This is a genomic window from Algoriphagus marinus (assembly GCF_001936475.1).
Classification (GTDB): domain Bacteria; phylum Bacteroidota; class Bacteroidia; order Cytophagales; family Cyclobacteriaceae; genus Algoriphagus; species Algoriphagus marinus.
Genome location: NZ_MSPQ01000009.1, coordinates 115,146 through 132,634 on the forward strand (window position 1 = coordinate 115,146; position 17,489 = coordinate 132,634).

General features: G+C 39.2%; 15 protein-coding genes. 8 read left to right on the plus strand and 7 right to left on the minus strand.

The window, feature by feature from the left end; genetic code table 11:
• Nucleotide 1: 1 nt before the first annotated feature.
• Both BVC88_RS15105 and proS read right to left on the minus strand, forming a co-directional pair.
• Nucleotides 2-460 carry an NfeD family protein gene (locus tag BVC88_RS15105; protein ID WP_075351547.1) on the minus strand — a complete coding sequence of 153 codons (459 nt, stop codon included), beginning with the start codon at nt 458-460 and terminating at the stop codon, nt 2-4.
• A 95-nt stretch (nt 461-555) separates the two neighbouring features.
• Nucleotides 556-2,037 carry a proline--tRNA ligase gene (gene proS, locus BVC88_RS15110; RefSeq protein ID WP_075351548.1) on the minus strand — a complete coding sequence of 494 codons (1,482 nt, stop codon included), beginning with the start codon at nt 2,035-2,037 and terminating at the stop codon, nt 556-558.
• A gap of 123 nt (nt 2,038-2,160) precedes the next feature.
• Between proS and BVC88_RS15115 the strand changes: the two genes are divergently transcribed.
• The gene (locus BVC88_RS15115) at nt 2,161-3,528 is read left to right on the plus strand and encodes a hypothetical protein (RefSeq protein ID WP_075351549.1); all 1,368 of its coding nucleotides are present in this window, start codon (nt 2,161-2,163) and stop codon (nt 3,526-3,528) included.
• Between the two features lie 76 nt (nt 3,529-3,604).
• Complete coding sequence (locus tag BVC88_RS15120) at nt 3,605-5,113, plus strand: OmpP1/FadL family transporter (protein WP_075351550.1); 1,509 nt, start codon at nt 3,605-3,607, stop codon at nt 5,111-5,113.
• Here the strand turns inward: BVC88_RS15120 and BVC88_RS15125 are convergent.
• Genes BVC88_RS15125 through BVC88_RS15135 form a run of 3 tightly spaced genes read right to left on the minus strand, consistent with a single transcriptional unit; the run spans nt 5,097 to nt 7,268 of the window.
• Nucleotides 5,097-5,633: a shikimate kinase gene (locus BVC88_RS15125; RefSeq protein WP_075351551.1), complete on the minus strand. Its 537-nt coding sequence runs from the start codon at nt 5,631-5,633 to the stop codon at nt 5,097-5,099. The two genes, BVC88_RS15120 and BVC88_RS15125, sit on opposite strands and share 17 nt — an antisense overlap.
• Nucleotides 5,630-6,730 (minus strand): BT_3928 family protein, encoded by a 1,101-nt coding sequence (locus tag BVC88_RS15130; RefSeq protein ID WP_075351552.1) that lies wholly within the window; start codon nt 6,728-6,730, stop codon nt 5,630-5,632. Before BVC88_RS15130 ends, BVC88_RS15125 begins: the two co-directional genes overlap by 4 nt.
• On the minus strand, nt 6,723-7,268 hold the full coding sequence (locus tag BVC88_RS15135; RefSeq protein WP_075351553.1) for a DUF1599 domain-containing protein: 546 nt from the start codon (nt 7,266-7,268) through the stop codon (nt 6,723-6,725). Before BVC88_RS15135 ends, BVC88_RS15130 begins: the two co-directional genes overlap by 8 nt.
• Nucleotides 7,269-7,390: 122 nt before the next feature.
• On the opposite strand from BVC88_RS15135, the gene folP reads away from it, so the two are divergent.
• Together folP and cdaA are read left to right on the plus strand one after the other, a co-directional pair.
• Complete coding sequence (gene folP / locus BVC88_RS15140; protein ID WP_317044978.1) at nt 7,391-8,173, plus strand: dihydropteroate synthase; 783 nt, start codon at nt 7,391-7,393, stop codon at nt 8,171-8,173.
• Nucleotides 8,170-9,045, plus strand: coding sequence for a diadenylate cyclase CdaA (gene cdaA, locus BVC88_RS15145; RefSeq protein WP_075351555.1), 876 nt, complete (start codon nt 8,170-8,172; stop codon nt 9,043-9,045). The genes folP and cdaA overlap by 4 nt, the downstream gene beginning before the upstream one ends.
• Before the next feature lie 45 nt (nt 9,046-9,090).
• Here cdaA and kbl read toward each other — a convergent pair whose 3' ends face one another.
• Nucleotides 9,091-10,284 carry a glycine C-acetyltransferase gene (gene kbl / locus BVC88_RS15150; protein WP_075351556.1) on the minus strand — a complete coding sequence of 398 codons (1,194 nt, stop codon included), beginning with the start codon at nt 10,282-10,284 and terminating at the stop codon, nt 9,091-9,093.
• A gap of 151 nt (nt 10,285-10,435) precedes the next feature.
• On the opposite strand from kbl, the gene BVC88_RS15155 reads away from it, so the two are divergent.
• The 4 genes from BVC88_RS15155 to BVC88_RS15170 all read left to right on the plus strand — a co-directional run bounded on the left by BVC88_RS15155 (nt 10,436) and on the right by BVC88_RS15170 (nt 17,131).
• Nucleotides 10,436-11,392 (plus strand): NAD-dependent epimerase/dehydratase family protein, encoded by a 957-nt coding sequence (locus BVC88_RS15155; RefSeq protein WP_075351557.1) that lies wholly within the window; start codon nt 10,436-10,438, stop codon nt 11,390-11,392.
• A 115-nt stretch (nt 11,393-11,507) separates the two neighbouring features.
• A complete protein-coding gene (locus BVC88_RS15160; RefSeq protein WP_075351558.1) occupies nt 11,508-14,243 on the plus strand; it encodes a DUF1553 domain-containing protein in 2,736 nt (911 codons plus the stop codon).
• Nucleotide 14,244: 1 nt separating this feature from the next.
• Nucleotides 14,245-15,750, plus strand: coding sequence for a DUF1501 domain-containing protein (locus BVC88_RS15165; RefSeq protein WP_075351559.1), 1,506 nt, complete (start codon nt 14,245-14,247; stop codon nt 15,748-15,750).
• Between the two features lie 4 nt (nt 15,751-15,754).
• Entirely contained in the window at nt 15,755-17,131 is a 1,377-nt protein-coding gene (locus BVC88_RS15170; protein ID WP_075351560.1) for a c-type cytochrome domain-containing protein, read from the plus strand.
• Here BVC88_RS15170 and BVC88_RS15175 read toward each other — a convergent pair.
• On the minus strand, nt 17,125-17,481 hold the full coding sequence (locus tag BVC88_RS15175) for a Spx/MgsR family RNA polymerase-binding regulatory protein (RefSeq protein ID WP_075351561.1): 357 nt from the start codon (nt 17,479-17,481) through the stop codon (nt 17,125-17,127). The two genes, BVC88_RS15170 and BVC88_RS15175, sit on opposite strands and share 7 nt — an antisense overlap.
• Nucleotides 17,482-17,489: the final 8 nt, after the last annotated feature.

Sequence of the window (17,489 nt, forward strand, 5' to 3'; positions counted from 1 at the left end):
TTTAGTTTACTATTATAGTGTTGTTTTCAATTTTAATTACTGTAATCTCGGTTCCTACAGAAATAAATCCTCCGGATGATCTTACCTCGTAGATTTTATCATCAATCATCGCTTTGCCTACAGGCTTTAGATCAGAGATAGTACGACCGGGCATTCCTACCTGAAGACCTTCAGTTCTTCCATCAAAAGTACCACCTTTGATCTCAGATTTTAGAGAAAAACGATACCATACTCCTGAAGAAAAACCATAAATTATCGCAGCCAAGTTTAAAATTGCTGCAATACCTGTAATCCACCATGCTACCCCTGGTTCAAAACTTATGAAAGCGTAAGCAATTCCTGCTAGACTTACAATCATTCCAAGAATCCCCACTATTGTTGTTCCAGGCACAAAGAGAACTTCTGCCAGCAATAGAATTAACCCTATAATCAGGAGGCTAGAAAGGACTAAGATCGTCATAGTGAAAAGTTGGTAGTAATTCGACTAAAATACAAGATTACTTTTTACCAAAGTTGAATAATCATAAAAAAAGCCCGAATAATCGGGCTAGTTTTTCAATATGCTTTTGCAAATAACACTCTACCTTTAGAAGGCATTCCAGTGAGGATGCATTTTCCTTCTTCAATTTTTTGATCAAGAGGAATACATCTGATTGTAGCTTTAGTGAGATCCTTGATTTTATCTTCCGTCTCAGAGGTACCGTCCCAATGCGCAGAAAGGAAACCGCCTTTTGTTTCTAAAACTTCTTTAAATTCTTCCCAGGAGTTGACTTCGGTAGTTTTTTCTTGTTGAAAATTATATGCCTTGTTGTAAATCTCTTCCTGAATCAAATCAAGAAGGCTTGAAATCTTCTCTGCAATTGGTTGTGTTGATAATTCGAACTGCTCCTTGGTCAAAGTATCTCTTCTTGCGATTTCAATAGTTCCATTTTCTAAATCACGTGGCCCAATTGCGATTCGGACCGGTACACCTTTAAGCTCATATTCAGCGAATTTCCAACCTGGTTTATGGGTATCACGATTATCAAATTTAACCGAGATCCCTACCTTTCGAAGTTCTAATATAATTTCATTAGCCTTTACAGAAATAGCATCGAATTCTTCAACGCTTCTGTAGATTGGGACAATTACTACTTGGAATGGGGCCAATTTTGGAGGAAGTACTAAACCATTATCATCTGAGTGTGCCATTATCAAAGCACCCATTAACCGGGTACTAACTCCCCATGATGTACCCCATACGTATTCAAGTCCACCTTCTTTGGTTGCATATTTTACCTCAAATGCCTTTGCGAAGTTTTGACCCAAAAAATGAGAAGTTCCTGCTTGAAGGGCCTTGCCATCCTGCATCATTGCTTCGATACAAAGTGTATCGTCCGCACCGGCGAACCTTTCATTTTCAGTTTTCCTCCCTCTCACTACTGGCAACGCCATAAACTCTTCTGCAAATTGAGCATAGATATGCATCATTTGAAGTGTTTCCGCTTTGGCTTCTTCTGCTGTAGCATGAGCTGTATGCCCCTCTTGCCATAGGAATTCAGATGTTCTCAAAAATAACCGGGTTCGCATTTCCCAACGAACCACGTTTGCCCACTGATTAATGAGTAAAGGCAAATCTCTATACGACTGAACCCAGCTTTTAAAGGTGCTCCAGATAACAGTTTCAGATGTGGGTCTGACGATTAATTCTTCCTCAAGCTTAGCTTCTGGATCAACAATAACCCCACTCCCATCTTCAGCATTTTTAAGTCGATAATGTGTAACTACAGCACATTCTTTGGCAAATCCTTCCACATGGCTTGCCTCTTTGCTTAGGAATGATTTGGGTATAAAAAGAGGGAAATATGCATTTACATGACCAGTCTCTTTAAACATTCGATCTAATTCTGCCTGCATTTTTTCCCAGATAGAATAACCATAGGGTTTGATGATCATACAGCCTCTTACAGCTGAATTTTCAGCTAGATCAGCTCTTTTCACTAATTCGTTATACCAGAGTGAATAATCTTCACTTCTCTTTGGTAGTCCTTTACTCATTGTTGTTGATTGAGATACAGATTGTTCTTATTTTTGCTAACTTCAGCATGACAAATATAACCCAAAAAGAATAACCCTTAGTCTGTGTGTACGTATAACAGAGTAACTAATTCAACTTCTATTATGAAGAAATTTTCAATTCAAACGTCAGCATTCCTTGTAGGAGCAGTAGTTCTAGCCTCTTGTAGCACTAATAAGATGGCTATGAATAACCAACAAGACAATCTATACTTCATGGCATCTGACGCTAAAGTAGCGACAGAGTTTGCCGTTCAAAATAATAATCCTGAGCAATTTGAATCACTTTCTAGCTTACAGCCAGAAGCCTTTTCTCAAGAAAACTTCAGTTCAAGAAACGTAAATCCTGACTACATTGCTCGATACCAGACTGAGACAGTAGAGGGAGAAGAAGGTGTAGTGTATTTTGATGAATCAGGTGTTGGTGAAAATCAAGCCAATCAAGGAGATATCGATGCCTATAATAATTTTAGAGTAAACGGATCAGGGGGAAATTCCGGTTTTAATCCTGCGATGTCCTTCAATATGGGGATGATGTATGGCATGGGAATGATGAACCCATGGATGAGTCCGTGGGGTATGAGTCCATGGGGCATGAGAGGATTCTATGACCCATTTTGGGGTCCTTCCTGGGGTTACAGACCTGGGTTTAATTTGAGTTTTGGATTCGGCATGGGTTTTGGAGGTTACAACCCATTTTGGGGACCAAATATTGGAATGGGTTGGGGAATGCCAATTTACGGTGGTTATCCGGGATGGGGATACCCTATGTATGGTAGACCAATTTATGTTATCCCTGGTGGTGAATATGGAGATAGAAGAGTTGTAACTGGAGCTAGACCAACCAGAGGTTCATCTTTGGCGAATGCTACCAGGTCCTCTTCTAATGCTGCAATCCAGCCAAGCACAGCAAGAGCGCAGGCTAGAAGAGATGTTTTAAACAGCGGTTCATCTTCTAGAAGATCATTGACAAATGCTAATAATGCCAGAACCACTTCAAGAGATTTTGGAACTTCACAGAATGATTATTATTCAAATTCAAGATCTAGAGTTGCCACAAATGGAAGTACTAGAAATGTAGCTTCTCCTGCAATGGACAGGACAGTTACCAGAACAAGAAGCGCTATGCCTTCAGCGAGACCATCAGCAATTCCATCTAATTCAAGAACATACACAGGACCTAGCAGAAGCGGGGCTACAAGATCAAGCAGTCCAGCTTATAACAACAGATCGTCGAGTCCATCATATAACAGAAGTACTATTCCTAGCAGATCTGGAAGTCCAACCTACAATCCAGGTCGGACAAATACTAGAACATATAGCACTCCAACAAGATCATCCTCTCCTTCTAATTACAGCACACCAAGCCGGAGTTCTTCAGGAGGAGGAATGAGTTCTGGAGGAGGAGCATCAAGAAGTAGCGGAGGTGGCGGAGCCAGCTCTGGAGGATCAAGAGGTGGAAGGGGGAATTAATTCCCCTTTTTTTTTGAATAATTTTCAGCCTAATAGCCCTTTATTCCGTTATTTAATCACACTAAACAAATTCTAAATGAGGTCATCCTTTTTGGTATTATTCTGTCTTATTTCAATTTCATCAGGATATGCTCAAAGTGGTTACTTTGAAGACGCATATAGATTTAGTCAAAACAAGCCTGCTGGATCTGCAAGGATAATGGCTATAGGTGGAACGCAGTGGTCACTAGGAGGAGATGTTTCAAATGTTGCCGGGAATCCTGCTGGGCTTGGATTCTTCAGATCATCTCAAGCAAGCGTGTCCTTAGGTATTACTGATTGGGGCGTAGAGACGACTTACCTCAATCAAAATAAAAGCTACAACACAAGCAATTTTGCGCTTCCAAATCTCAGTATAGTAATTGCAAAACCAAAGGGTGAACTTGAAAGGGGAGCTTTTAAGGGCGGGGCTTTTGGAGTCAGCATCCAACGAATTGCAAACTTTAATACTGAATATGGATATTTCTCCGATGAAATTGGAGAAACCTCAATTATCGACTTTTACATTCAAGATTCATTTGGGATTCGTGAAAATCAAATTGAATCTTTTGGTTTAACAGGTTTAGCATATCAGACTTATCAAATCAATCCGGTTGCTTTTGATGATGAAGGCAATCCTATTCCAAATCCTGATGTCTATGACTCTTTTGTTACTGGATTTCCTTTTCAGGATGAAAATGTGAGACAAGAAGGATCTGCGAGTCAACTTACTTTCAGCTATGGAGCCAATTTCAATCATAAACTTTTCGTTGGTGGTTCACTGGGAATACGAACTTTAAATTATTCTTCGCTTAAAGTCTACAATGAAGAATTTATAGATGGTCCTCTTATTAATTCTTCGCTTTCTGAAAATCTTTTTATAAATGGAAGTGGATTAAATGTTAATCTGGGATTGATTTACAAACCAATTGATTACGTGAACCTTGGTTTCAATTTTCAGAGTCCGACATGGTACACGTTAGACGAAGAGTACAGTGCAAGTAATTTAGCTTTTTATGACAATTACTATTTTGAGCAAGAAGATGTCACACTCGGAAGGCAAGAAGCATTCACAGATGTGTTCATTAATCGATTTGGTCTAAATACTCCTTTGAAAGTTGGGGGTGGAGCAGCTTTCTTTTTAGGGAAGAATGGATTTATCTCTGCTGATGTCGATTGGGTTGATTATTCGGCTGCACGTTTGAATTCTAACAGTTTCAATCCAGGACCTGATAATTTAGAAATTCAAAATATTTATAAGAGCACCATCGATTTTAGAATAGGCGCAGAATACAAAATCAGTAATTTCAGCTTGAGAGGTGGATATGCGTTGTATGGTGATCCAATCGCAAATTCTGACTATGACAGAAGTACTCAGCAACTATCAGGTGGATTAGGAATAAGATTAAATTCTTTTTCAATTGACTTCGCCATTGTAAATCAAAAATTCAACACTCTATATTCCAGTTATCAAGTACTGGATAATGCGGGAAATAATATCGGTCCAGTAACTGAATTGAAGAATAGTCTTACAAATGGAGTTTTAACTCTTAGTTTGAATTTTTAATTAATCGAATCAATTCAGAAATCAATAACTCAGCGGAAAAATCTTCTCCGCTGAGTTTTATTTTTGCTTGATTATAAAAATGGTCACGGTCGACCAATAGACTTTTCAATTTCAAAATAACCTCCCCTTGGTCTAAATCTGAGAACATGGGCCGATTCTGGGATCTTGAGGCTCCAAATCGAATTGATATCTCTTCCAAAGGAACATCTAAATACACTGAGGTAGATTTAGAATTTATAAGTTCCATATTCCCATTGAAACAGGGAGCCCCTCCTCCTGAGGCTAAAACAAAAGATTCATTTAAGTTCAATATATCTTCCAATACCTCTGTTTCCCAATTTCGAAATCCTCCCTCTCCGTGGATCGAGAAAATATCGGGGATTTTCATCTTATATCGATTTTCAATTAAGTGGTCTAAATCATAAAAAGGGAATTTCAATACAGACGCTAAATGCCGTCCGAAAGTGCTCTTACCAGAACCTGGCAATCCAACCAAAACCACTTTTAGCTCTTTGCTCATTTGATGTAAAAATCCAAAACTTCGCTTGAAGTTGGAGTGTTATTATGATGATATTTAGCCAATACTTTACCGTCTTTCAGCAGCATAATACCAGGGTTCGATCTTATCATCGTCTTGACCACAGTGGCATCTGCTTGTAATCCAAGAATGCCCCATTCTCTTTCACTCATAAAGGAAGTAATTTCTTCTTGTGAGGCAGCAGCCACGAAAATTGGTTGAATTGGTGAATCCTTCAAATCTTTAATCAATTGATCGATTTCTTCTAGATTGGAATCACTCACTTTAAGCATACTACTTACCAAAATCAATACTTTATCCCCTGTGAATACTTCAGCAGAAAAGTCTCCATCATCATTCCAAACAGCAAAATCTGATATTTTGGGAAGTGCTTCGGGGTTTTTCAAATTCATCTCTACAAACTCCAACGTTTCATCAGAGGGATATTGATCGAACGTAAGCAATTCTCCATCCTTCTTCATGACATAAGAATACTGAAGCGGGGAAGAAGGAAGCATGTTTTGAGGAATATTTACCCCTACTTTATATGCTCTAAAATCAATAAATGGAAGGTTCCGAATGGCTAAAACAGAAAGTGCTAAAGACAAAACAAAACAAACTGCGGTTACAATTTTTGCCCAAAAAGGAGACTTTTTGGGTAGATCCAATTGAAACAAAAACAAGATTGCGATAAGTACCAAAAGAATTAAATCCTTGTAGAAGGATTGCCAAGGAGTCAGTTTGATAGCATCTCCGAAACAGCCACAATCAGTAACTTTATTGAAGTATGCAGAAAAGAATGTCAAAAAAGTAAAGAACAAAATCATCAATGTAAGCGCCCAAACCGTGAATCTGCTTTTGACTCCAAGAATAAGCATCACTCCAAGAACTACCTCGATAACCACCAGAATTACAGCAAACTCTAATGCAAATGGCTTTAGGTAAAAAAAGAAACCTGCAATATCATTTGAAAAAACATCAAAGTACTCCTCCAACTTTATCGAAGTCCCAACTGGATCGTTGACTTTAATCAAACCAGAAAAGATAAATAGCCCTCCTACAAGAACCCTAATTACCCAAAGAAAACCATCTTTAATCATGATAGCCTAGTTTAATTAAACAGAAAACAGCGTAGTTAATCATATCTTGATAGTTTGCTTCGATACCTTCAGACACCAATGTTTGTCCTTGATTATCTTCAATTTGTTTTACCCTTAGGAGTTTCATCAGAATAATATCAGTCATGGAACTCACCCGCATTTCCCTCCATGCTTCTCCATAATCATGATTTTTATTTTCCAATAGAGCTCTCGTATCATTCACCCATTGATCATACTTTGGTTCAATGATGTCAAATGGAATTTCCATAAGAGGATCATCCTTAAAACTGATTTGAAGCAATGCAATAATGCAGTAATTTACAATCCCCACAAATTCATCTACTACAGGATCACCCACCTTTTGTAATCCTTTTTCTTGAATTGACCTTATTCGCTGAGCCTTTATAAAGATCTGATCAGTTATTGAGGGAAGCCGCAAAATTCTCCAGGCTGTACCATAATCTAAGGTTTTCTTCCTGAATAATTCTTTACATCGACTGATAACTTGATTATATTCGTTACTAGTTTGATTCTCCAAAGTGATTAATTTTTATGATTCCCGATCCGGATTACGCTTCTTATTTCGAAGATAAATTATTTCCCCAAAAATATACATTTCAAATCAACGGGAGGCTTTTAAATTGGAAAAGACCTCAGATAATGGGAATTGTTAATCTAACACCTGATTCTTTTTATTCAGGAAGTAGGACTTACAACACATTGGAGACTGCAATTAAACTAATTGAAAAGCACATTTCAGAAGGGGCAGATATTGTGGATTTGGGGGGATATAGTACTAGGCCAGGCGCTTCTGAAATTTCCATTCAGGAAGAAGAAGATCGTGTTTTACCGATTGTGACTTGGGTTTCCAAAAATCACCCAGAAACATTGATTTCTATTGATACTTTTAGAGGTAATGTTGCCGAATCTGCAATTAGAGAAGGAGCTCATATAGTAAATGATATTTCAGCAGGGGAACTAGATCCCAATATGTTGGCTACGGTTGGGAAATTAAAAGCTCCATACATCGCTATGCATATGAAGGGGAATCCTAAAACCATGCAGAGTCAAACTGATTATTCAGATATTTTAGTAGAAATAATGCACTATTTCGCTAAAAAACTGGAAGAATTTAAAAAGTTTGGCATCAATGATGTAATAATTGATCCAGGTTTTGGATTTGCTAAGACCATTCCCCAAAATTTTTGGATATTGAGAAACATTGAATTATTCAAAGTTCTCGGAGTTCCTATTTTGGCGGGTGTCTCTAGAAAATCAATGATTTACAAAACGCTGGAAATTGATCCAACAGATGCTTTAAATGGATCTACCGCACTTCATATGTTTGCTTTATCCAAAGGAGCAAACTTACTTAGAGTGCATGACGTTAAAGAAGCTAAACAAACTATAGATTTATATAACATTTTATACCCAATAAATTGAGCTTACTTTTTAAAATAGGTTTCTTAGAAATCTCCATTGTCAATATGATAGATATTGCCTTGGTGGCGGCATTGCTGTACCAAGTCTATAAACTTCTTAAAGGCAGTGTTGCTATCAAGATTTTTCTGGGCTTTCTATCTATTTATTTGATTTATTTGCTTGTAAGAGCACTTAGAATGGAGCTCCTCTCCTCTATTTTAGGTCAATTCATGGGAGTTGGTGTGATCGCAGCAATTATAATTTTTGCACCAGAAATCAGAAAATTCCTTCTCCTAATCGGAAGATCTTCATTCCTGTCTAATGACAACATCTGGAAAGACCTTCTATTCTTTTGGAAAAAAAGAGAAAATGGGACATTTAATATCAGTCCAATAGTAGATGCCTCAAAGGTATTGGCTGGAAGTAACACAGGTGCACTCATTGTAATATCCAAAAGTACAGAGTTGAAGTTTTATGCTGAAAGCGGAGATATATTGGATGCCGAATTATCCAAGAGATTATTGATTTCTATTTTCAATAAGTATAGCCCACTTCATGACGGAGCTGTTATCATTCACAATGGTAAAATCAAAGCTGCGAGATGTATCCTTCCAGTTACAGAACGAGAGGTGCCGGCACAGTTTGGATTGAGGCACCGTGCTGCAATAGGAATGTCAGAAGCAACAGACGCCATAGTACTAGTTGTATCTGAAGAGACAGGGCAACTCTCTATGACAAAAAATGGCAAAGTCTTACATAACATGTCGTTTCAGGAGATTCGAGAAACAATCAATGATTACTTAAATAACGAGGAGGTAGATAGTCGATTCGAGGATATTCAGGAATATGAGTTGAAGAAGAAACGAAAACTTGCAATGACCAGTAAAACATAAAAGGCAGTGAATTCACTGCCTTTTATGTTTAGAATATAATAGAGCTTAAATCACACCTAGCTCTTTTCCAACTTCTATAAATGCATTAATTGCTTTATCCAAATGTTCTCTTTCGTGTCCTGCGGAAATTTGAACTCTAATTCTTGCTTGCCCCTTAGGCACCACAGGAAAATAAAATCCTATCACATAAATGCCTTTTTCTAAAAGCTTCTCTGCCATTTTTTGAGAAAGTACAGCATCATAGAGCATTACTGGAACAATGGGATGAGTACCGGGTTTAATGTCAAATCCAGCCGCATTCATTTTTTCTCTAAAATAAGCCGTATTTGATTCAAGCTTATCCCGTAACTCGGTAGTCTCAGACAACAAATCTAAAACAGCAATTGATGCTCCGGTAATAGATGGAGCCAAAGTATTTGAAAATAGATATGGTCGTGATCGCTGTCTCAAAATTTCAATAATCTCTTTTCTACCAGAAGTAAATCCTCCCGATGCACCTCCCAGCGCTTTACCTAAAGTTCCGGTGATAATATCAATTTTACCCATGACATCGCAATGTTCATGAACTCCGCGTCCTCTCTTACCCATAAAGCCTGTAGAATGACATTCGTCTGACATTACCAGTGCATCATATTTTTCTGCAAGAGCTACAATTTTATCCAATTGTGCGATCGTGCCATCCATTGAAAACACTCCGTCAGTCACAATGATTTTTTGTTTTGCTCCTTTTGCAACTGCATCCTTCAATTGTTTTTCTAAATCTTCCATGTTATTGTGCTCATATCGAAATCGCATGGCTTTACAAAGCCGAACTCCATCAATAATCGAAGCATGGTTAAGTGCATCTGAAATAATGGCATCTTCTGCACCAAAAATCGGTTCGAAAACACCACCATTGGCATCAAAAGCAGCAGCATAAAGAATGGTGTCTTCAGTCCCTAAAAATTCAGAAATTTTCCGCTCCAATTCTTTATGAATGTCTTGGGTTCCACAAATAAAACGGACTGAAGACATCCCATATCCATGAGAATCTATTGCAGCTTTAGCAGCCTCCACCACTTTAGGATGGGAAGAAAGCCCTAGATAATTATTTGCACAAAAGTTGAGAACATGCTTACCACCTAAAATTGTGATCTCGGCAGCCTGTGGAGAGGTGATCACTCGCTCCTTTTTAAATAATCCAGCAGCCTCTATTTCTTTTAATTCTTGTTCTAATTTGGGTTTTAATGAATCGTACATGAATATTTGGTCTATAAATGATGCAAAAACAGGGGTTTCCATTCGTCAAAAACCCCATAAAGAGAATTGATTTTTCTTACTTTTGCGCTAGCAAACCCAAATATAAACAAAAACCTAAAGCATAACTTTGGGTGATTTTGAAAGCCTCTTCATGGAAAAAATTCTTGTTATCGGCGCAGCCGGACAGCTTGGTTCAGAATTAACCAAATCCCTCACTGATCTCTTTGGATCAGAATCAGTTATCGCAACAGACCTCCAGGAATCAGCCAGATCGAAGTTTGATTATTGCAGATTTGAAGTTTTGGATGTCATGAATAAAGAGGCTTTGAGGAATCTGGTCAAGAATGAGAAAGTATCTCAGATTTATCATCTTGCTGCTGTATTATCTGCCACAGGAGAAAAAAAACCAATCTTTGCTTGGCATTTGAACATGGAAAGTCTCCTTTTTGTATTAGAACTGGCCAATGAATTTAAATTAGACAAAGTATACTGGCCTTCTTCAATTGCAGTTTTTGGACCAAATACTCCAAAAATCAACACACCGCAATATTGCGTCAAAGAGCCAAATACCGTATATGGAATCAGTAAACAAGCCGGAGAACGATGGTGTGAATATTATTTTCAAAAATTCAATGTCGATGTAAGAAGTCTCAGGTATCCAGGTTTGATCGGATATAAATCCTTACCAGGCGGAGGTACCACTGACTATGCAGTGGATATCTACCACAAGGCTATCGCTGGAACTGATTTTAACTGCTTTTTAAAATCAGACACCTCACTTCCTATGATGTATATGCCAGATGCCATCAAGGCTACAATGGACTTGATGAATGCTCCCAGAGAGTCCGTCAAAATCAGATCTAGCTACAATCTAGCGGCGATGAGTTTTACACCAGAAGAGATTTATCAGAGTATTCTGCCTTTCTTCCCGGATTTCAAAATCGCCTATAATCCTGATTTCAGACAAGCCATAGCAGATTCATGGCCGGATAGCATAGACGATAGCTTTGCTCGAAAAGATTGGGGCTGGAGTCCTGATTACGACCTGAATGCGATGACGTCCGATATTCTTAAAAATTTACCTGACTTCTTCCCCTCAAAGAATTAACTCTTCTTTTAAAAAGCTCGAATCCATCGAGCTTTATTTTTTCAGATCAATTCAACTTTTTGATGTTTTCCTAAATCGACCAATTTCGCTATTTTAGGGAGAATCATTAATTGGTATGACCCGCGAGCGAATAGCTATCCTTCTATCTGTTTTACTTGGAGTTTCACTACTTATCTTCTTTTGGACGAAAGAAGATAAGATTGATTTCAGTACGCAAATCAAACCTATACTCAACACCCACTGCATCACTTGTCACGGAGGTGTAAAAAAGAATGGGGGATTTTCGCTCCTATTTGAAGAAGAGGCCTTAGGAAATACCGAATCAGGTCATCCTGCAATAATTCCAGGGAATCCCAACGGAAGCGAGCTAATCCGAAGACTTACCGAAAGTGATCCTGAGCTAAGGATGCCTTATCAAAAACCCCCATTATCCGAAGAAGAAATTGAACTCCTTAAAACTTGGATCCGCCAAGGCGCCAAATGGGGAGATCATTGGGCCTACACTCCGGTAGCAGAACCAACCCTTCCTCTAAACTCTTCTACTGCTTCATTGGGGAATACTAACGACCCAAAAGCACTCAAGCCCATTGATTTCTATGTTAGAAAAAAGTTGGAAGAGTTAAATCTCCAACCTTCTGAGCAAGCAGATATATCTCACTTGATTCGAAGAGCAGCGCTCGACATCACAGGCTTACCTCCTACTGAGGAAATGATCCAATCAATCCAATCCGGTAGAATCTCTTATGATACTGCCATTGATCAACTTCTAGCTTCGCCTTCTTTTGGGGAAAAATGGGCATCGTGGTGGTTGGATCTAGCAAGATATGCTGACACCAAAGGCTACGAGCGGGATGTCACTAGGACGATGTGGCCTTATCGGGACTGGGTCATTCGAGCATTCAATTCCGACAAACCTTTTGATGAATTTACAATTGAGCAGCTGGCTGGAGACTTACTGCCTAATCCTACCACAGATCAACTAGCCGCTACGGCTTTTCACCGCAATACCATGAACAATGACGAGGGCGGTACCTATGATGAAGAATTCCGTGTAGCAGCGGTACTCGACCGGGTGAGTACTACTTATGAGGTTTGGCAAAGCACTACCATGGCATGTGTGCAGTGCCATAGCCATCCTTATGATCCGATTCGCCACGAGGAATTTTATCAGTCCACTGCTTTTTTCAACAATAGTCGAGACGAGGACACTCATGATGAAGAACCTAAGCTTCGTTTTTATGAATCAGAGGATCAGGAAAGACTAAATCAAATAGTCCATTGGGTAAGTGAAAATCAAAGTGAAAAAGAAGCTATTCGAATCAAAAATTTTCTGACTTTCCAAGAGCCAAAATACGCAGCTCATATTGCCGAGGACTTTGTCAAAGCTGAATTGATTGATACCAAATGGCTTGGAATGCAAGCCGATGGGTCCTGCTACCTCCGAAATATAGATACGCAAGAAGCAGATCAACTTCTTATGAATTATTGGTCTGAGGTGGATGGGAGTACTCTAACCATCCGAAAAGATGGTCCAGAGGGAGAGATCCTGAGTACTATCCCAATAAATAAATCCGCAAAAGCAACTCGAACTATTTCTTTCCCTAAACTTTCAGGGAAACAAGATTTATACCTGGAGATAAAAAGTCCAAAAGCTAAAACAGAACAGAATGCTATTGCTGTCGTTTGGTTTGCTTTTGTACCCTCATTGCCGGGGAAAGAAAAAAATGGCTTCGAAAAAGTCCAGAATAATTGGGAAAACTTAATTGCGGCTAAGCCCACCACTGTGCCTATTCTAGTTGAAAACCCGACTTTTATGAGTCGAGAGACCCATGTTTTTGAACGTGGAAATTGGATGATAACTGGTGAAAAAGTTAGTCCTAGGATTCCGGAGAGTTTAAATCCCAGCGGGAAAGAATGGAGACAGGATAGATTGGGATTCGCAGAGTGGCTGGTAGATAATCAAAATCCATTAACTGCAAGGACGCTGGTAAATCGAATTTGGGATCAACTTTTTGGAAGAGGAATAGTGAGTACACTGGAAGATATGGGAACCCAGTCAGACCCTCCCTCTCATCCTGAATTACTGGATTATTTGGCTTGGAAAGTTATGAATGACTATGATTGGAGCATGAAGAAGCTCATTCGTGAGATCGTTACTTCTGAAACTTACAAGCAAAAATCAGCTTTGTCTCCGGAGCTTTTCGCAGCAGACCCTCAAAACAAATGGTATGCTAGAGGTCCAAGAATAAGACTCTCAGCAGAGCAAGTGAGAGACCAAGCGCTGGCTGTAAGTGGATTGCTCAGTTCAAAAATGTATGGAAAGCCTGTCATGCCTCCGCAACCCGAAGGGATTTGGCAGACTGTCTACAATGGTGAGTCATGGGTAGAAGCCGAAGGAGAAGATCGGTACAGAAGAGGAATTTATACCTTTTTAAAACGTACCAGTCCTTATCCATCCATGGTCACTTTTGATGCAGGAAGTCGAGAAGTTTGCCTTAGTAGAAGGATCGTAACGAATACACCACTTCAGGCTTTGGTTACTTTGAATGATCCGGTTTTTCTCGAGGCTTCTTTCCATTTGGCAAAGGAAATGATTGAATCCAATCCGACAGATCCAAAATCCGCCATTTCATTTGGCTATTCCAAATTACTTTTAAGTGAAATTTCAAAAACAAAGTCAGAAGCAATGATATCGCTTTACAAACAAGGACTTTCAGAATATCAAAATCGTCCTGAATTGCTTGAAAACTTCTTTGGATTTAAGGATCAAAAAGTGACTCCAGAGTTAGCAGCTATGTCTTTAGTGGCAAATGCTTTTTTGAATTTGGATGAATTTCTAACCAGGCCCTGATATGAATCAACTCGAAAGGCTACTGAATGAGTTTTCGCAACAAAAACTACAGAATCAAACCAGAAGGCATTTCCTGATGGATTGTGTGAGCAAAGTAGGAGGACTTGCGATGGCACCGCTGCTATTTGGTTGCGAACCAGGAACTATCAAAAAATCCCAGGGATTAAATCTTTCAGATCGTGATTTAAATCCTTTGGCTCCACTCCCACCTCCATTTGCACCAAAAGCCAAATCAATCATTTACCTCCATATGGCAGGAGCTCCTTCGCAATTGGAGTTGTTTGATTACAAACCTGAATTAGTCAAATACGATGGGAAAGCCTGCCCGGAATCCTTATTGGAAGGCCGTCAATTCGCATTTATCCGCGGTGTTCCAAATATCCTAGGGCCACAAGCCAAATTTTCTCAGCATGGTCAATCAGGCGCTTGGGTATCAGATTATTTACCCCATTTTTCTTCGGTAGTAGATGAAGTCGCATTTCTGAAAGCCGTTCACACCGACCAGTTTAATCATGGTCCTGCACAATTATTTATGCAGACTGGAAGCCCTAGACTTGGGAGACCTAGTATTGGAAGCTGGGTAACTTATGGGCTGGGCACCGAGAACAAAAATTTACCAGGCTTTGTAGTTCTGACATCAGGCGGAAAAACTCCTGATGCTGGCAAAAGCGTCTGGGGTTCTGGGTTCTTGCCATCTGTCTATCAAGGAGTACAATGCCGATCAAAAGGCGATCCGGTATTATACCTTCAGGATCCAGAAGGCATGACAAGAGATATGAAAAAATCAGTCATTCAAGCCATTAATTCGGCAAATGAAGAAAGCTTCAAGGACTTCGGTGATCCCGAAATCTTAGCTCGGATCAATCAATATGAGATGGCATATCGTATGCAAATCGAAGTTCCGGAAGTGATGAACATCAATGATGAACCAGCGGCGATTCAAGAGCTATATGGTACAAAACCCGGTGAGGAATCATTTGCAAACAATTGCCTGTTGGCAAGAAAATTAGTGGAAAAAGGGGTTCGCTTTGTTCAGCTTTACGATTGGGGCTGGGATACTCATGGCACCTCAAAAGAAGGATCAATAGATTCCGGCCTTCGGCAAAAATGCCAGGAAATAGACCGACCGATAACTGCACTTTTATTGGATTTGAAGCAAAGAGGACTTCTGGAAGAAACACTTGTTGTTTGGGGTGGGGAGTTTGGCCGGACTCCAATGCAAGAAAATCGAGAAGGGAAAGTTCAGGGATGGAAAGGTCGTGATCACCACGGCGATGCCTTTACCATGTGGATGGCAGGAGGAGGAATTAAAAAAGGAGCTAGCTATGGAATCACAGATGATTTTGGTTTCGCAGGGCTTGATGAGCGAGTTTCTGTTCATGATATCCATGCTTCGATTTTGCATCTGATGGGTTTTGATCACGAGCAGTTTACTTATGATTTTCAGGGTCGCCCATTCCGATTGACCGATGTAGAGGGAGAATTAATTCACTCAATTTTAGCCTAGCCAAATGGATTTTCTCTTACCGCTTTTTGGCAGATTTCACCCTCTTTTCGTCCATTTACCAATCGGAATTTTATTCTTTGCTGTGCTGCTGATTTTTCTCTCCAAAAAGGGAAAGACCAATTTCAGCAATGTGATTCCAATTACTTTTCTTACCGGAACTGTTTTCGCCTTTCTTTCTGCCATTTCCGGATTTCTCCAATATCAGCACGAAGGATATACTTGGGACTCAGTTCAAATCCATTTGATTTTAGGTTGGTGCACAGTTGCATTTTCTGCTTGGCTTTATTTTTCATTTAGAAGAAACCCTGATATCACAAAAAACAGAAAAATCCATTCCAGTGGGCTCTTATTAATCTTGATCCTTACAGGGCACTTTGGGGGCAATATCACTCATGGAGATGATTATTTGTTTGAAGTTTTGCCTTCGGGTTTGCAGAGCTTTCTGGGAATCGAGATTGAACAGTCCAAACCTTTAGAACTACCTACTGAAAACTGGGAAGAAATCGCATTTTTTGATGGAGCAATTCAGCCTATTCTTAATCACAATTGTACTTCTTGCCACAATCCAAAAAATCTGAAAGGAGACATGGATTTAACTTCTGCAAAAGGATTGTTAGAAGGAGGTGAAAATGGCAAAATAGTGAATCAAGGTAATGCTGAAAACAGTAAGCTCTTTTCGCGCTTAATCCTTCCAAAAGAGGATGAGGAGCATATGCCTCCTAAAGAAAAAAGACAACCGCGAAAAGCAGAGATCGAATTAATCAAAGCTTGGATAGAAAGCGGGGGATCAATGGATCAAACACTGGGAGATTCCAAAGTTTCAACCAGCTTAATTTCTCAATTCTTCGCAAAGGAGGAATTTCCATTTTATCCTAAAACCACTCTTAAATCAATCTCCTCAGATACACTTTCAAAATTACGAGAGAAGGGGTTTTTCATTGAAAATATTGCCTTGGACAATCCATTACTTCGAGTTAGCTGCATCAACTTCCCTGCATTTGAGGATAAAGACTGGGAATTGCTCAATTCAGTTTCCGATCACATAGCGTATTTAGATTTGAGTGGATCCAAGGCAACACAAGCAATTCTTGAGTTGATAGGAACCTCCTCGAATATTACCGTTTTGAAACTCAATGGTCTTGAAATATCCGGTGAAAATTTATCCTCACTGAAAAACTGTACAAATCTCAAATTACTCTATTTGAATTCCACAGCCATTTCCATGGAAAGTTTGAGTTTACTGAATGGGCATCCTACCCTGGAAAAAGTATATGTATTTAAAACCCCGGCCTCCAATCAAGAAAAAGTACGTTTTTCTTTTGAATTGGAAACCGGGGATTATTTGCTACCAAAATTGGCAACCGACACTATCGTTTATTGAGAGATTTTCGAATTAATCTGATCCTGATCAAATCCTAATGTCAAAGAACCATCCGTATAAACTATTACCGGTCTTTTGATCATACTAGAATTCTCAATTAAAATTGGAATAGCTGTTTCTTTCTTTTCCAAAGCTACTTTTTGATCATCGGACATTTTTCTGAAAGTAGTCCCCTGCTTATTTACCAATTTACCTAACTCAGTTTTTTCTAAAAACCCATCCAATAAATCAGCTGTGGGTTTTTGCTTTTTATAATCAATGAATTCGTAATCAACACCTTTTTCCTGAAGAAAGTCAAAGGCCTTCTTCATCGTATTGCAGTTTTTTATACCGTAAACTTTTATAGCCATTTTATTTT

Coding starts and splice junctions, on each gene's coding strand:
- folP (WP_317044978.1), top strand. CDS start 7,391: ATGGGAATTGTTAATCTAACACCTGATTCTTTTTATTCAGGAAGTAGG.
- BVC88_RS15125 (WP_075351551.1), bottom strand. CDS start 5,633: ATGAGCAAAGAGCTAAAAGTGGTTTTGGTTGGATTGCCAGGTTCTGGT.
- BVC88_RS15115 (WP_075351549.1), top strand. CDS start 2,161: ATGAAGAAATTTTCAATTCAAACGTCAGCATTCCTTGTAGGAGCAGTA.
- BVC88_RS15160 (WP_075351558.1), top strand. CDS start 11,508: ATGACCCGCGAGCGAATAGCTATCCTTCTATCTGTTTTACTTGGAGTT.
- proS (WP_075351548.1), bottom strand. CDS start 2,037: ATGAGTAAAGGACTACCAAAGAGAAGTGAAGATTATTCACTCTGGTAT.
- BVC88_RS15175 (WP_075351561.1), bottom strand. CDS start 17,481: ATGGCTATAAAAGTTTACGGTATAAAAAACTGCAATACGATGAAGAAG.
- BVC88_RS15105 (WP_075351547.1), bottom strand. CDS start 460: ATGACGATCTTAGTCCTTTCTAGCCTCCTGATTATAGGGTTAATTCTA.
- BVC88_RS15165 (WP_075351559.1), top strand. CDS start 14,245: ATGAATCAACTCGAAAGGCTACTGAATGAGTTTTCGCAACAAAAACTA.
- BVC88_RS15155 (WP_075351557.1), top strand. CDS start 10,436: ATGGAAAAAATTCTTGTTATCGGCGCAGCCGGACAGCTTGGTTCAGAA.
- BVC88_RS15170 (WP_075351560.1), top strand. CDS start 15,755: ATGGATTTTCTCTTACCGCTTTTTGGCAGATTTCACCCTCTTTTCGTC.
- BVC88_RS15120 (WP_075351550.1), top strand. CDS start 3,605: ATGAGGTCATCCTTTTTGGTATTATTCTGTCTTATTTCAATTTCATCA.
- kbl (WP_075351556.1), bottom strand. CDS start 10,284: ATGTACGATTCATTAAAACCCAAATTAGAACAAGAATTAAAAGAAATA.
- BVC88_RS15130 (WP_075351552.1), bottom strand. CDS start 6,730: ATGATTAAAGATGGTTTTCTTTGGGTAATTAGGGTTCTTGTAGGAGGG.